General features: G+C 61.7%; 12 protein-coding genes. 7 read left to right on the forward strand and 5 right to left on the reverse strand.

The features are described from left to right. Positions 1–102 precede the first annotated feature (102 nt). From MUW49_RS07015 to MUW49_RS07035, 5 genes are all read right to left on the reverse strand, one after another. Entirely contained in the window at positions 103–1,104 is a 1,002-nt protein-coding gene (locus MUW49_RS07015; protein WP_041212969.1) for a dipeptide ABC transporter ATP-binding protein, read from the reverse strand. A 94-nt stretch (positions 1,105–1,198) separates the two neighbouring features. Further along, complete coding sequence (locus MUW49_RS07020; RefSeq protein ID WP_201956805.1) at positions 1,199–2,236, reverse strand: ABC transporter ATP-binding protein; 1,038 nt, start codon at positions 2,234–2,236, stop codon at positions 1,199–1,201. Between the two features lie 25 nt (positions 2,237–2,261). Beyond that, positions 2,262–4,079: an extracellular solute-binding protein gene (locus tag MUW49_RS07025; protein WP_043154299.1), complete on the reverse strand. Its 1,818-nt coding sequence runs from the start codon at positions 4,077–4,079 to the stop codon at positions 2,262–2,264. Between the two features lie 82 nt (positions 4,080–4,161). Beyond that, a complete protein-coding gene (locus MUW49_RS07030) occupies positions 4,162–5,205 on the reverse strand; it encodes an ABC transporter permease subunit (protein WP_162624619.1) in 1,044 nt (347 codons plus the stop codon). Positions 5,206–5,207: 2 nt separating this feature from the next. After that, positions 5,208–6,233 (reverse strand): ABC transporter permease subunit, encoded by a 1,026-nt coding sequence (locus MUW49_RS07035; protein WP_010675471.1) that lies wholly within the window; start codon positions 6,231–6,233, stop codon positions 5,208–5,210. Between the two features lie 736 nt (positions 6,234–6,969). Here MUW49_RS07035 and MUW49_RS07040 point away from each other — a divergent pair. The 7 genes from MUW49_RS07040 to MUW49_RS07070 all read left to right on the forward strand — a co-directional run bounded on the left by MUW49_RS07040 (position 6,970) and on the right by MUW49_RS07070 (position 14,725). Next, entirely contained in the window at positions 6,970–9,576 is a 2,607-nt protein-coding gene (locus MUW49_RS07040; RefSeq protein WP_244812566.1) for a TonB-dependent receptor, read from the forward strand. A gap of 102 nt (positions 9,577–9,678) precedes the next feature. After that, positions 9,679–10,443 carry a DUF3450 domain-containing protein gene (locus MUW49_RS07045; protein ID WP_244812567.1) on the forward strand — a complete coding sequence of 255 codons (765 nt, stop codon included), beginning with the start codon at positions 9,679–9,681 and terminating at the stop codon, positions 10,441–10,443. Then, a complete protein-coding gene (locus tag MUW49_RS07050; RefSeq protein ID WP_244812569.1) occupies positions 10,440–11,813 on the forward strand; it encodes a MotA/TolQ/ExbB proton channel family protein in 1,374 nt (457 codons plus the stop codon). Before MUW49_RS07045 ends, MUW49_RS07050 begins: the two co-directional genes overlap by 4 nt. Before the next feature lie 10 nt (positions 11,814–11,823). After that, positions 11,824–12,351, forward strand: coding sequence for a MotA/TolQ/ExbB proton channel family protein (locus MUW49_RS07055; protein ID WP_043154305.1), 528 nt, complete (start codon positions 11,824–11,826; stop codon positions 12,349–12,351). 67 nt (positions 12,352–12,418) lie between these two features. Continuing rightward, on the forward strand, positions 12,419–12,826 hold the full coding sequence (locus MUW49_RS07060; RefSeq protein ID WP_010675476.1) for a biopolymer transporter ExbD: 408 nt from the start codon (positions 12,419–12,421) through the stop codon (positions 12,824–12,826). Positions 12,827–12,842: 16 nt separating this feature from the next. Continuing rightward, positions 12,843–13,478, forward strand: a complete 636-nt coding sequence (locus tag MUW49_RS07065; RefSeq protein ID WP_043154309.1) for an energy transducer TonB — start codon at positions 12,843–12,845, stop codon at positions 13,476–13,478. A gap of 11 nt (positions 13,479–13,489) precedes the next feature. Next, on the forward strand, positions 13,490–14,725 hold the full coding sequence (locus tag MUW49_RS07070; protein ID WP_042014300.1) for a tetratricopeptide repeat protein: 1,236 nt from the start codon (positions 13,490–13,492) through the stop codon (positions 14,723–14,725). The last annotated feature ends 235 nt before the right edge of the window (positions 14,726–14,960 follow it).

A 14,960-nucleotide genomic window follows, 5' to 3' on the forward strand; every position in this document is an offset into this window, starting at 1 on the left:
TGGGGCCCGCAGGCCCCATTTTTTTATCCCGTTTCCGCCTCTATTGCGCCTCCTCGGTGCCACCTTGCAGCGATGCCGGTCGCGACGCGGCGGGCGCCGGCATCATATCGCCTTTCCCAACGGCACCGCCTCCTGCACGGGCAAGGGGAAATGGCAGGCTACCTGATGCCCCTGCCCGCCGCACGCCTCAAGGGCGGGCGAGCGGGTGCGGCACAGATCCGTTGCATGGGGGCAGCGCTGGTGAAAATGGCAGCCACTCGGCGGCGAGATGGGGGACGGCACATCCCCCGTCAGCAGGATGCGCTGGCTGCGCCGCCGCGGATCCGGCACCGGAATGGCGGAGATGAGCGCCTGGGTATAGGGATGGCGCGGTGCCAGGTAGAGAGCCTGGGCCTCGGCCAGCTCGACGATCCGGCCCAGATACATCACCGCAATCCTGTCCGAGATGTGCTTGACCACCGACAGGTCATGGGCGATGAAGATGATGGCGAGGTTCATCTCCCGCTGCAGATTGAGCAGCAGGTTCACGATCTGGGACTGCACCGACACGTCGAGCGCCGACACCGCCTCGTCACACACCAGCAGCTTGGGCTTGAGGGCGATGGCGCGAGCGATGCCGATGCGCTGGCGCTGGCCGCCAGAGAACTCATGGGGGTAGCGATCCACCGCGCTGCCGGGCAAGCCGACTTTCTCCAGCAGCTCCTGCACCCATGTCCGGCGCTGTTCGGCGTTGCCCTTGCCGTGGATGATGAAAGGCTCCTCCAGGATCTGCCCCACCGTGTGGCGGCTGTTGAGGGATTCTGCGGGATCCTGGAACACGATCTGCATCTCCTGACGCAGGGATCGCATCTCCTTGGGCGAGAGGTGGGTGATGTCACGCCCCTCGAAGGTGATGGAGCCGGCGCTCGGCTCGAACAGCTTGAGCAACGAACGCCCCAGGGTGGACTTGCCGCATCCCGACTCTCCCACCAGGCCAAGGGTCTCCCCCTGCCTGAGATCAAAGCTGATGCCATCCACCGCGTAGACGGTGTATTGCTTGCGCAAGAAACCGCCACCCATCTTGAAATGCTGCTTTAAATTGCTTACCGACAACAAGCTGGTCATGACTTCCATCCCCGACGATTCATGGCAGCAGACGACCTGGTCGCCTTCCCGCCGCCTGGCTGCCCTGCGACACCCCGCCCCCACACCAGACCGTTCATAGGCTCACCTCCTTCCAGTGGTGGCAGGCCACCCCGTGACGTTCGCTCAACTGCTCGGTCACCGGTATGGTCTCCACGCAAAGGGGCGTGGCATGGGGGCAGCGGTTGGAGAAACGGCACCCTGCCGGCATCTCGTGCAGGGCGGGCACCTGACCCTTGATGGTCTTGAGCAGGCTCTTTGGCACATCTTCCAGACGCGGGATCGAGGCCATCAGACCATGAGTATAGGGATGGCGCGGGTGGTCAAACAGTTCATAGATATCGGCCCGCTCCACCGCACGCCCGGCATACATCACCACCACCTCGTCGCACAGCTCCGCCACCACCCCGAGATCGTGGGTGATGAAGATGATGGCCATGCCGGTCTGGGCTTGCAGCTCCTTCATCAGATCCAGGATCTGGGCCTGGATGGTCACATCGAGCGCCGTGGTCGGCTCGTCGCAGATGAGCAGGGCCGGTTCGCAGGCCAGCGCCATGGCGATCATCACCCGCTGGCGCATGCCGCCGGAAAGATTGTGGGGATAAGCCGCGAAACGCTGGGCAGGCTCGGGGATCCCCACCTTCTGCAACATGGCGATGGCGGCGTCACGGCGCTGGGCCTTGCTGTAATCGGGGCGGTGGAGGCGAAACACCTCCATCAGCTGATCGCCGACCGTCTGCACCGGGTTGAGGGCCGTCATGGGCTCCTGAAAGATCATGGAGATACGGTTGCCACGCACCTTGTACATCTGCTCCGGCGGCAGATTGAGCAGCTCCTCCCCCTGAAAGAGGATGGATCCCCCTACCACCTGACCGTGAGGCCTTGGCAGCAACCCCATGATGGCCAGCGAGGTGACGCTCTTGCCGCAGCCGGACTCGCCGACTATCCCCAGGGTCTTGCCCGGGGCGACCTGGAAGCTGACCCCGTCGAGCACCTTGATCTTGCCGTCGTCGACGGCGAACTCCACCTCGAGATCCCGCACCTCGAGGATGGGGGACAGAGACTGCCCCTCATGATCGCTGGTGCCGGGGGCGGTGGCCTGTGTGTTGGGCATGACTGCTGCTCCCTTCTGGACCACATCAATGATGTGCATAGGTCTTGTCGATCAGGGTGATGGGGGCCAGCGCCTTGCCGTCAGCCTTGGCCTTCTGGGTCTCCTCCTTCACCTTGGGATCGATCCAGAGCAGGCCGCCACTGCTGTGGGGGTAGCCATCCATGGGCCAGTAGAGCAGATCCGGGGTGTTGCGGGTGGCGGGCACCTCCGGCAGCATCACATAGCGCCAGCTGCTGGCTCGCACGTAGTTGAGCTGAACCCCGGGCACGAAGATGGCGAGATCATAGATCCGCTGCTGGATCTGGTGGGAAAGCGCGGCCCGCTTGTCCATGTCGAACTCGACGTTGTAGGCGTCGATCAGGCTGTCGAGCTCTTTGTCAGCCACGTTGAACAGGTTGTTGGTCTGGGGCTTGTTGGCGTTGTCGGAGTGGAAGGACTCCCAGTATTGCGGATAGAGACCGCCGCCCCCCCAGCCAAGCCAGGCCGCCTCGTGTTTCTTCTCCAGCATCACCTTGAAGCCGGTGGCGCCATCCACCAGATTGAGCTCCAGATCCAGGCCCGCCTTCTTGGCCTCTTCCTTGAGCACGGTCAGCCGCTTGGAGTGCTCCTGGCTGGTGTAGGTGAGGGCCAGGGTGAGCCGCTCTCCCTTGTCGTTTTGCAGGATGCCGTCCGGTCCCTGCTTGCCGTAACCGCCCTTGGCGAAGTACTCCCGTGCCTTGGCGATGTCGTAGGCCCGCTCAGGGAGCGCGATGTCGGTGAAGGCCCCGAAGCCAGAGCCGAAGGTGGTAGCGCGGTCATAATCGCCGTGCAGCACCGTCTCTATCATCTTGTCGATGTTGAAGGCGTGCTGAATGCCGAGCCGCACGTTGAGATCCGCCAGCTTGGGATTGGCCACGTTGAGGTGAACCCCCTGTCCCCCCTGCTTGGTGTCGGTCATGGCCATCACCTTCTGCACGTATCCCTGCTTGTACTCCGGGGTGACCGCTTTCTCATGCCACCAGTTGGGCAGGATCATCTCGAAGGTGTCCAGCTCCCCCTTGAGGAAGTGGCGGAACGCGATGTTGTGGTCGCGGATCACCTGCACCTTGATGGTGTCGAGGTTGAACCTGTGCTGGTTGTAGCGATCGTCTTTTGCCCACCACTCCTTCTGCTTGCTGAAGGTGACGGACTTGCCCTTCTTCACGTCGCTCATCACGTAGGGGCCCGTGGTGGGTACCACGGCCCAGTTGTACTGCTTCACCCAGTTCGGGCCCATCTTGTAGTAGTGCTTGGGCTGGGGCCACAGTTCGGTGGTGTTGAGGAGATCGAGCTTGGCCTTGCGGCTGCCCGCCTTGACCAGGATGGTGTGGTCGTCAATCTTCTCCACTGCCACCACCTCGGTGGTGTAGTAGTTGTTGAACCAGGGGCCCTTGATGTCCTTGGAGCGCATCATCTCGTAGCCGAAGGTGTAGTCATCGGCGGTGACCGGCTTGCCGTCGGACCACTTGGCGCGCGGGTCGAGCCTGAAATAGACGGTCTGGCTGTCTGGCGCGATGGCCCAGGCATTCGCCAGGGCCGGAATGGGGTTGCCCGTGTTGGGATGGAAGCTGATGAGCCTCATCTGGTTGTCGAGGATGAAGGAGCGGAACGAGCCGTTGGAATCCGGCCCCACGGTGCGAAACGTCAACGGGAAGCTGTCGACGAAGAGATTGAGGTTGCCGCCGGGCAGCGCCTTGGGAGAGGCGAACACGGGGTCGGTGTCGTTGGTCTCCCACGTCAGATCCGCGGGCAGGCTGGCCGCCCACACCCAGGATCCGTTCAACAGCAGAAAGAGAGCACCTGTCCATTTGATTTTATTGTTCATGTTTGACTTCCTGGTCATGCCCCTGCACTGGGGGCGTCTTCATTAAGGGTCCTGTCGATGTGCCCTGGCAAGGCACCATCGCTCACTGATAACGGGTAAATTTGCGCGGATCGAACGCCTCCCGGATGGCCTCCCCGATGAAGGAGACCATGATGAGCACCAGGCTCACCGCCGCCACCACCGAACTCACGATCCAGATGGCGTCGAGGTTGTTGATCCCCTGGGAGAGCAGCTCCCCCCAGCTCGGGGTCGGCGGCGCCAGGCCAAAGCCCAGGTAGTCCAGCGCCGTCAGGGTGGAGATGTTGCCCACCACGGCAAACGGGGCCAGGGTGACGATCATCATCAGGGTATTGGGCAGAATATGGTTGAAGATGATGCGCCGGGTGCTCGCCCCCTGGGCCCGCGCCGCCATCACGTAGTCCCGTGCCCGCTCCTTGTAGGTGAGGGTGCGCATGTACCAGGTGATCCCCATCCAGCCGAACAGCACGTTGATACCGACGAACAGGCCGAAGTTCGGCTTGGCCAGGGAGACCAGGATCATGATGACGTAGAGGAAGGGCACCTGGGACCAGATCTCGATGAAACGCTGCATCAGGAGATCGAACCGACCGCCGAGGAACCCCATCATGCAGCCGATGCTGACCCCGATGACATAGCTCGCCACCAGCGCGATGAAGGCAAAGCCGATGGCGATGCGAAAGCCGTAGACCAGCCGTGCCAATACATCGCGACCGCTGGTGTCGGTGCCGAGGAAGTGGCGCTCCACCAGGCTCGGGGCATAGGGCGGATAGGCTTCCTCCTTGAAGTCCTGCTCATAGGGGTTCCAGGGGACCAGGGGCAGCAACACCCAATCCCCCTTATCTTCCTTCGCAAATTGGCTCTTGAGCTGGCGGTAGTTGGTCTCGTACTCGTAGTCGAGCCCGAAGTGCTGGCCCGGGATCACGTCCCCATAGGTGGGGAAATAGAGCTCCCCCTGATAACTCACCGCCAGGGCCCGGCTGTTGACCAGCAGTTCCGCCAGCAGAGAGATGACCACCAGGACCGAAAAGATGACAAAGGAGTAGTAGCCGCGCTTTATCGACTTGAAGCGCTTGAGTTTTTTCAGAGTTACCGGATTCAGGTTCATGCTCACTCTCCAAACCGCACGCGGGGATCGACCAGGGCAACGCAGATGTCGGAGACAATGTTGCCCACCAGCATCAGCATGGAGGTGATGGCCAGAATGCCCATGACGGTGGGGTAATCCCGCTCGACAATGGCCTCATAACCGAGCAGGCCGATGCCGTCGATGTTGAAGATGGTCTCGATGAGGAAGGAGCCCCCGAAGAAGACGGTGAGCACCGACCCTAAGTGACTCGCGATGGGGATCAGGCTGTTGCGCATGGCGTGATCGGTCACCGCCTTGCGAAACGGCAACCCCTTGGCCACGGCGGTGCGCACATAATCCGCCGACAGGTTCTCCATCAGGCTGTTCTTCATGGTCATGGTGAGGATGGCGAAATCCCCGATGGCGTAGGCGATGAGCGGCAGCAGCGCGTGGGCGAAGACGGTGCGGATCTGATCCCAGCTGCTCTCCATCCCGTCAAACTCGTCCCCCGGGAAGCCCCCCATGGGCAACCACTCCAGATGGAACGCAAAGACGGTGATGAGGAAGATCCCCACCACGTAGGCGGGCAGCGCATAGGCCATGTAGATGAGCATGGAGCTCAGGGAATCGAAGCGGCTGTTGTGCCTGAGCGCCTTGGCCACCCCGAGCGGGATGGAGACGGCATAACTCAGCAGAAAGGTGGCGAGCCCGAAGAAGGCGGTCACCGGCAACCTCTCCTTGATGAGATCCCACACCGGCTCGTAATAACGGGTCGACTCCCCGAGATCCAGCACCGCCAGCTTCTGCAACCAGTCCCAGTAGGCGACCAGCATGGGCTTGTCGAGACCGTAGAACGCCTTGAGCTCTTCAATCTGTTCGTCGGAGAGTGCCTGCGCCCCCTTGCTGCCACTGGAGCGGCCTGACTCGTTTTGCGAGACCTGCGCCTGCAGCAGCATGCGCTCGACCGGGCCGCCCGGCACGAAGCGGGTGATGGTGAAGACGAGCAGGGTGATACCGAGAAACGTCGGGATGATCAAAAGCATCCGACGTAGGAAATACGACAGCATGGTGGAACCTCGTCCTTGTTGTTCTTTTATGGCCAGTCACATCCGGTGACGGGCCTATCCTTACCTGGCATTACTCACTGAATTGACTGGCATTGACAGACAATCCGGCTCGGTCACTGTAAAAGCTCTGCAACAAAAATCAAGTAGAACCCGGTCTGCGACCGGGAATGTCCCCCCGCAGCATATCCCGCGGATGATTTTTTCCAAAAAACCCAACTTCAATATAAAAAACTGCTACGCCTACCCGTCCAACTCGATTTTAATTATTAAAAAATTAATTACACAGGTGTTTTAATCCATATCAAGCAGAACAAAATCAACAAGTTAACGGTAAGTCGGACTGCTTTCTTATTTACCTATAGAAGAGGGATAGCCGCCCCCACCCTCCGTTCCCCGGAAAACGCTCTCGCCACAAAAGCAGATGAAAATACTACAAAAAACCGTTTTCTCGATATCGACACTGGAGTGACAAGCGACTTATCGATAAGTTAAAAAATAATCAATAAAATTGTAAAAATCGAACCTAACAACATCTTTACATAAGTTGACGCGGCATTTACGGAATAAAACGCCAAAAATATTCCATCAAGTGCATATTCCCATCTAATTCCCTCTACTGCCCCCATCCCCGCCGCTCCATTTGACGTCCATCACCAAACCTTGATAAGCCTTACGCACCGCTCCAACGAGGGCGGTAATGGAAGCAAACAAAAAACAATCAGGAAGGATACTAGCGATGCTTAGGAAAAGCAGACTCTCTGCTGCCGTAGCGTTTGCCTTGGCGAGCGCGGCAGTAGTGGCCACCCCTGTCCTGGCCGAAGAGGGCCAGAACGTCGAAAAACTGCAAAAAATCAAGGTCACCGGCTCGCGGATCTCCCGAGTCGATGTGGAAGGCGCCACCCCGGTCGTCTCCGTGACCAAGGCGAAGATCGAGCAATCCGGTCAGCAGACCGTCGCCGATTACCTCAAGCAGGCCTCCTATAACTCCTTTGGCGGCGTCTCCCCGGCCTCCGGCAGCTCCTTCCAGTCCCAAGCCACCGTCGGCCTGCGCGGCCTGGGTTCAGAGCGTACTCTGGTCCTGCTGAACGGCAAGCGGGTGGCGGGCTCCCCCACCATGGGCGGCACCTCCATCAACCTGAACACCATCCCCATGGCCGCCGTTGAGCGGGTCGAAGTCAACCTGGACGGCGGCTCCGCCATCTACGGTTCCGACGCCATCGGTGGTGTCATCAACGTGGTGCTCAAAGAGGGCTATGAAGGCCTGAGCTTCCAGGGACGCCTTGGCTCCCCGACCGAAGACGGCGGTGACGAGAAGAGCGGCTCCATGGTCGCGGGGATCAACGGCGAGAAGGGCTCCCTGATGGCGGTCTACGAGCACGACAAGAAAGACGTCATCTACAGCCGGGATCGCGATTATCTCTCCAAGCAGGGCAACGATGCCCCCAGCGCCTATGGCCGCAACGTGGAAGGGGTCACCGGCCTCGATGCCAACGGGGATGGCATCTGGAAATACGGCCCGCTGGCCGGCGCCACCAATGCCGATGGCACCTGTAAGTCCCCCTTCGTCGGGTTCGAGGACGGCTGTAACTTCAACTACGGTCAGGTGGCCGCCACCACGGCCTCCCGCAGCCGCGACACCCTGTACGTGAACGGCCGCTATCACATCAACGACAACGTCGACTTCGTGCCGCAGCTCATCGGCTCCCGGGTCGAGAGTTTCGGCCGCTTCGCCCCTGCCGCCGGCGCCTTCACCATCGATCCGGCCAACCCGAAGAACGCCCAGTTCTTCGCCGACAACGGCCTGGATGCCGCCGCCACCCAGGGGCTGGGTGAAGCTGCCTATGCCTACTACCGCTTCAACAACGTCGGCCCCCGCGACAACTTGGTCACCGACATGACCGGCAGCATGAACCTGGGCTTCGAGGGTACCATCACCACTGAAAGCGTCGGCGACATGCAGTGGAACGCCGGCTACATGTACTCCAAGACCGACAACAAGGAGAACGGCACCGGTTACGTACTGAAGTCCGCCGCCCAGCAGGCGGTCGCCGACGGCAAGTTCGTCGGTGGCGAGTTCGACGCCTCCACCACGGCCTCCATGGCCGCCGACACCAGCCGCCGCGCCACCATGGACTTCTACCAGTGGTACGCCGGTGTCCAGTGGGACATGGGTGAACTGCCGGCCGGTCCGGTCAGCTGGTATGCCGGTGCCGAGTACAACGACTGGGTCTATGCCGACAAATACGACGCCCAGTCCGAAGCCGGCAACATCATCGGCTCCTCCGGCAACTCCTCCGGTGGCGTGCGTGACGTGACTGCCGCCTACATCGAGTCCCTGGTGCCCATCACCGAGCAGATCGAGCTGAACGTGGCCGGTCGCTTCGACAAGTACAGCGACTTCGGCAGCGCCTTCTCCCCCAAGGCGAGCCTGCGTTACCAGCCGCTGGACAACCTGATGCTGCGCACCTCCTGGTCCCGTTCGTTCCGCGCCCCCAGCCTGAGCGACCTCTACTCGGCTGACTCCTACTCCGCCGACTGGGCCAAGGACTATGTCTACTGCGAGGCCAACGGCATCTCCGCGGCTGACTGCCCGAACCGCCAGTACGACACCACCCGTACCTCCAACGAGGATCTGAAGGAAGAGACCGCGGACACCTGGAACTTCGGGGTGGCCTACAGCCCGGTGGATGACCTGAACCTCTCCCTGGACTACTACACCATCAAGATCGAGGACATGATCCAGCTGAACTCCCTGCAGTCCGTCATCTATGACGAGCTGAACAACGGCGGTTCCAGCTACATCACCCGTAACAGCCAGGGCAAGATCAGCGGCGCCATCGCCCCCATGGTCAACCTGGGTACCCTCAATACCTCGGGTCTTGACCTGAAGGTGGACTACAAGTACGACCTGAACTACGCCACCATCCGCTACGACCTGGGTGGTACCTACATCCTCGAGTACAAGGAAGGTCTGTACGCCGGTGGTCCCGTCATCGACAAGATCGGCCAGAACGGCCTGCCGCAGCTGCGCTTCAGCTCCGGTGTGGGCGTCAATGTTCCCCAATGGTGGAACATGGACACCTACCTGAGCGCGAACTACATCGACTCCCAGAGCCAGGACTACATCGCCGATACCGGTGAGGAAGTGGGCCACATCGCGTCCCAGACCACCTGGAACCTGAACGTCGGCGTGGAAGCGCCCTGGAACGGCAAGATCCAGGTCGGGGTGAAGAACATGTTCAACTCGGGCCCGTCCCTCGAGAGCGATGGCTTCACCTATAACGAAGATCTCTACAGCATCGACGGTCGCATCTACTACCTCGACTACAGCCAGAAGTTCTAATTCACCTGCAGATGACAAGCCGGCCCGGTCGGGCCGGCTTTGCCCCATGCCCCAAGGAAGTTACGGAGATAGGGTAATTCTATGAAAACAAGGACAATTACAATGAAGAAAGCGCTCCTCGGCAGCCTGATTTCGGCTGCCTTGCTGACCAGCTTCAATCTGAGTGCCGCCTCTGCCGGTCAGGCAGTGGACGCTCAAGCCGCCACCGACAATGCCTCCAAAGTTTCCCAGCAGAAGATCGACAACTACGCCGAGTCTGCCGAGTCTGCCCTGGCACAGTACAAGGCCGCCCTGCGCCAGGTCGACAGCCTGCGCACCTACAACGAGCAAGTGGGCAAGATGGTCGACTCCCAGAGTGCCGAACTCGCTTCCATGCAAAAGCAGATCGCCCAGATCGACCAGACCAGCACCGAAGTGGTGCCCCTGATGCTCAAGATGATCGACTCCCTCGATCAGTTCGTGGCCCTGGACCTGCCGTTCCAGAAGGTGGAGCGTGAGGACCGCGTGGCGGCCCTGACCGACCTGATGAACCGGGCCGACGTCACCATCTCCGAGAAGTACCGCAAGATCCTCGAGGCCTACCAGATCGAGGAGGGCTTCAGCCGCACCATCGAAGCCTACAAGGCGAGCCTGGACAAGGATGGGGACGAGAAGACCTACGAGTTCCTGCGCGTTGGCCGCATCGCCCTGCTCTACCAGTCCCCGGATGGCAACGAGACCGGCATGTGGAACAAGCAGACCCGCCAGTGGGAAGTACTGCCCCAGGAGTATCGCAGTGCGGTTGAACAAGGCCTTCGCATCGCGAAGAAGCAGGCGCCCCCCGCCCTCATCAAGCTGCCGGTTCAAACTGCGGAGAAAGCATCATGAAAGGAATCAAACTCGCCATTGCCTCCCTGATTGCGGGGGCCACCCTGGTCACCTTGCCGGTGACCGCCGCCGAGAAGCCGGTGGATCTCAATGCCCTGCTGAGCCAAGTGAAAGCCGCCAGCGCCAGCGAATCCCAGATCAACAAGGAGCGGGAAGCCCGCTTCCTGGCTGACAAGAACGAGCAGGGCGCCCTGCTGGCCAAGGCCAAGGCGGAGCTCGCCGCCGAGACCGCCCGAGGTGAACAGCTCAAGGCCACCTTCGATGCCAACGACAAGCAGCTCACCGAGCTGACCGAAACCCTGCGCCAGCGCTCCGGCAACATGGGCGAGATGTTTGGCGTGCTGCGCCAGTTCGCCGGTGAATTCAAGGGGATCTTCAATGCCTCCGCCCGCCGGGTCGAACATCCCGAGCAGACTGCCCTGCTGACTCGCCTGGCCGAGAGCAAGGAACTGCCCTCCAGCGATGACCTGACCGCCTTCTGGACCACCACCCTCAGCCGCATGGTCGACGGTGGCAAGGTGAGCCAGATCCCGGCCACCGTGGTCTACGGCGAGGGCAACCAGGCCGAGAAGACCGTGACCCAGATCGGCGAGTTCAACACCGTCTCCGAAGGCAAGTACCTCACCTTCGTGCCGGAGACCGGCAAGTTCGAACAACTCTCCCGCCAGCCCGAGAACGCGGTGCTGGAACCGGTCGCCAAGTTTGAACAGGGTGGCGGCAGCGTCGAACCCATCTTCATCGACCCGTCCCGCGGCGTGATCCTCTCCCTGCTGGTGCAATCGCCGACCCTCAAGGAGCGCATCGATCAGGGTGGCTCCGTGGGTTACGTGATCCTGGCGCTGGGTGTCATCGGTACCCTGCTGGCCCTGTTCTGCGGCGCCCGTCTCTCCCTCATCGGCGGTGCCATGCGCAAGCAACTGAAATCCGAGCAGATCATCAAGGGCAACCCCATCGGCGAGATGCTGGGAGCCTACCAGAGCCATCGTGGCGACAACATCGAGGATCTGGAATCCAAGCTCGACGAGATCATCCTGCGCAACGTGCCCAAGCTGGAGAAGGGCATCAGCCTCATCAAGCTGATCGCCTCCGTCGCCCCGCTGCTGGGCCTGCTGGGTACCGTGGTCGGGATGATTGCCACCTTCCAGGCCATCACCCTGTTCGGTACCGGCGATCCCAAGCTGATGGCGGGCGGTATCTCCGAGGCCCTGGTGACCACCATGCAGGGTCTGGTCGTGGCCGTGCCCATGCTGTTCCTCTACACCATCGTCCAGACCCAGAGCCGCCGTCTGATCCAGGTACTGGAAGAGCAGAGCGCCGGTTTCGTTGCCCGTTATCAGGAACGTCTGCACGCCGCCAAAGCCGCAGCCTAAGGAGTCACCCATGTGGTTCTGGTTGATTGAAGAAGTCGAGTCGGTCCGCCGGTTTCTGGGATTGGGGGGCGACGTGCTGGTCGCCCTGTTCTTCCTGACCCTGATGATGTGGGCCCTGCTGCTGGAGCGCTGGTTCTACTTCATGGCGGTCTATCCCCAGCAGGTGAAGCAGACCAAGACGGCCTGGCTGGCCCGCACCGATCACCTCTCCTGGTCTGCCAGGCAGATCCGCCGCGAGCTGGTCTCCCGGGTCGCCATGGCGGTGGACAAGGGGATGCCGGTCATCAAGGTGCTGATCGCCCTCTGCCCGCTGATGGGGCTGCTTGGGACCGTGGTCGGCATGGTGCAGGTGTTCGATACCCTGGCCATTACCGGCACAGGCTCCCCCAGGGCGATGGCCTCGGGGATCTCCAAGGCGACGGTACCGACCATGGCGGGCATGATTGCCGCCCTTTCCGGCCTGTTTTTTGTCAGCCGGCTCGATCACAAGGCCAAGTTGGCGGTGCAGAAGCTGGAAGACAACCTGAGACACGGCTGATGCAGGATGCACATCCCCGGCCGGGCCATGCCCGCCGGGGCACAGAACAAGCAAGGAGTTTTTTGCCATGAGAAAACGTCACAGCGACAGCGGTGCTGACGAGGCGGCCATCGATTTGACCCCCATGCTGGACATCGTGTTCATCATGCTGATCTTCTTCATCGTCACCACCTCGTTCGTCAAGGAGTCCGGCGTGGAGATCAACCGCCCGAGCGCCAGCACGGCCGAGACGGTGAAGAAGGGGAACATCATGGTCGCGGTCCGCGAGAACGGCCAGGTCTGGGTCGACAAGCGCATCGTCGAAGTGGGCGCGGTGCGTGCCAACATCGAGCGGCTGCGGGCGGAGAACCCGGAAAGCGCCGTGGTGATCCAGGCCGACAGCGAATCCCGTTCCGGTCTGGTGGTGCAGGTCATGGACCAGATCCGCATGGCCGGTGTCCAGAACATCTCCATCGCCGCCGACAAGAGCAGCTGATGCCGGAGCGAATGCCATGAGATACCTGATATCGTTAGCGGTCTCCTGCGTGGTGGTGTTCTTCCTGTTTCTGGGAATGAACAAGCTCATCACGCCGGATCACCGGGAGCTGACGGAGCGGGAGGACGTCACCATGACCGACTTCATCCGCCTCAAGCCTCAGGAGACCTTGCAAGAGAAGCAACGGGAACTGCCCAAGCCGCCGCCCCCGAACCGCCCGCCGCCCCCGCCCGAGATGGAGGTGGCGAGCACGGACAGGCCGAAGATGGACAGCTCCCCCATGGACATGCCCAAACTCGACATCCCGGTCAACATCGGTGGCGGCAACGCCCTGGGTGCCTACAGCACCGGCGGCGGTGGCGGCGGCATGGGCGGCAACAACGGCGCCATCCCGATGGCGACCTTCGAGCCCATGATGCCCCGCAAGGCGGCCCTGGCCGGCCTCGCATCCGGCAAGGTGCTGGTGGAGTTCACCGTCACCGAGCGCGGTACCGTGAGCAACATCCGCATCGTCAAGGAAGAGCCCCGCAGCTATGACCTCGGCAAGGCGGCGCGCCAGACCATCGCCAAGTGGACCTTCAAGCCGGCCATGGTGGACGGCAAGCCGCAGGCCAGTCGCATGCAGCAAGAGATCGAGTTTGCGACCAACTAAGGAGGGTGGCGATGAAAAAGTTACATACCCTGATCCTCGCCCCGGTGGCCATGGCGGTGCTGCTCAGCACCGCCACCTGGGCCGCCGAACAACCCGCCCTGTCTGACCGCGCCTACCGCGCGGTCAACAAGGCCCAGGCGTTGATCACCGAGAAGAAATACGGCGAGGCCAATGCCAAGCTGCAGGAGGCGCTGTCCGGCGCCGGCGAGCGGGTCTACGACAAGGGGGTCATTTTGCAGACCCTGGGCTTCGTGGCGGCGCAGCAGGAGAAGTACGGTCAGGCGACCAAGTACTTCGCCGACGCCATCGCCACCGGCGGCCTGCCGCCCCCGGTGGCCCAGCAGGTGCGCTACAACCTGGCCCAGCTCTACATGGCGGAGGGGAACTTCAAGGGTTCCATCAACACCATGAAGGAGTGGTTCGCAAACCTCGGCAAGGACGAGAAGCCGACCCCGCACGCCTACATCACCCTGGCCAACGCCCATGTGCAGCTCAAGCAGTACAGGGAAGCCATTCCGGCGGTGGACAACGCGATCAAGCTCTCAGCGGGCAAGGCGCCGGAGTCCTGGTACCTGCTGAAGATGGCGGCCCACTACGAGCTGAAACAGTACAAGCCGGCTACCGAGGTGCTGACCGCCCTGGTGGACCGCTACCCGGAGAAGAAGAAGTACTGGACCCAGCTCTCGGCCATGCACATGCAGGCGGGCAACGATGCCAAGGCCCTGGCGGCACTGGAAGGGGCCTACAACCTCGGCATGCTGACCGAGGCCAACGAGTTGCAGCGGCTCGCCAACTACCTCGCCTTCGCCGGCATTCCCCACCGCGCCGCCCGCGTGATGGAGAAAGCCATGAAGGAGGGGCAGATCGAGAGCACCGCGGCCAACTACAAGACGCTGGCCAACTATTGGCATCAGGCCAAGGAGCTGGACCCGGCCATCGACACCCTGGCCAAGTCCTACAAGCTGGCCCCCAATGCCGAGCTGCAGCTCAAGATGGCGCGCATGATGATCCAGAGCAAACGCTACCAGGATCTGGTGGCCTTCGCCGCCAAGCCTGCCGCCAACGCCAGCGGCGAGCAGCGGGCGGATCTGAAGTTCCTGACCGGGGTCGCCTATTTTGAGCAGCAAAAGCCCAAGGAGGCGCTCTCCGCCTTCACTCAGGCCGCCCAGAACGGCAACGTCAGTGGTCGTGCTTCCCCCTGGATCAGCTTCTTGAAAGAGCAGCAGGGCGGCGCCGTCACCCAATAAAGCTGCGCGGCCCGGCTGGCGGGGCGGGGATCTCCCCGACTCGGCATCCGGGCCGCGACACATCGACAAGGGGGTCACCCCGCAGATTGCCTTGGTGGCAATTGGCCGCTCTTCGGAGCGGTCTTTTTTATGGCACCGCCCCTGCCCTTTTCCCCCTCCTTCTCCTGATACAAGGCACAAAAAAATCCGGAGCCTGGGCTCCGGATTGGGTCGTTGCGTTGGGAGGGGGCAACCC

Origin of the sequence: Aeromonas sp. LsrichE-8G (assembly GCF_022869435.1) — a bacterium.
Classification (GTDB): domain Bacteria; phylum Pseudomonadota; class Gammaproteobacteria; order Enterobacterales; family Aeromonadaceae; genus Aeromonas; species Aeromonas caviae.

Bases quoted from the DNA above. Each gene is read 5' to 3' on its own strand.
- MUW49_RS07025 (WP_043154299.1), bottom strand. From the start codon at position 4,079: ATGAACAATAAAATCAAATGGACAGGTGCTCTCTTTCTGCTGTTGAAC.
- MUW49_RS07045 (WP_244812567.1), top strand. From the start codon at position 9,679: ATGAAGAAAGCGCTCCTCGGCAGCCTGATTTCGGCTGCCTTGCTGACC.
- MUW49_RS07060 (WP_010675476.1), top strand. From the start codon at position 12,419: ATGAGAAAACGTCACAGCGACAGCGGTGCTGACGAGGCGGCCATCGAT.
- MUW49_RS07015 (WP_041212969.1), bottom strand. From the start codon at position 1,104: ATGACCAGCTTGTTGTCGGTAAGCAATTTAAAGCAGCATTTCAAGATG.
- MUW49_RS07070 (WP_042014300.1), top strand. From the start codon at position 13,490: ATGAAAAAGTTACATACCCTGATCCTCGCCCCGGTGGCCATGGCGGTG.
- MUW49_RS07065 (WP_043154309.1), top strand. From the start codon at position 12,843: ATGAGATACCTGATATCGTTAGCGGTCTCCTGCGTGGTGGTGTTCTTC.
- MUW49_RS07020 (WP_201956805.1), bottom strand. From the start codon at position 2,236: ATGCCCAACACACAGGCCACCGCCCCCGGCACCAGCGATCATGAGGGG.
- MUW49_RS07040 (WP_244812566.1), top strand. From the start codon at position 6,970: ATGCTTAGGAAAAGCAGACTCTCTGCTGCCGTAGCGTTTGCCTTGGCG.
- MUW49_RS07035 (WP_010675471.1), bottom strand. From the start codon at position 6,233: ATGCTGTCGTATTTCCTACGTCGGATGCTTTTGATCATCCCGACGTTT.
- MUW49_RS07050 (WP_244812569.1), top strand. From the start codon at position 10,440: ATGAAAGGAATCAAACTCGCCATTGCCTCCCTGATTGCGGGGGCCACC.
- MUW49_RS07055 (WP_043154305.1), top strand. From the start codon at position 11,824: ATGTGGTTCTGGTTGATTGAAGAAGTCGAGTCGGTCCGCCGGTTTCTG.
- MUW49_RS07030 (WP_162624619.1), bottom strand. From the start codon at position 5,205: ATGAACCTGAATCCGGTAACTCTGAAAAAACTCAAGCGCTTCAAGTCG.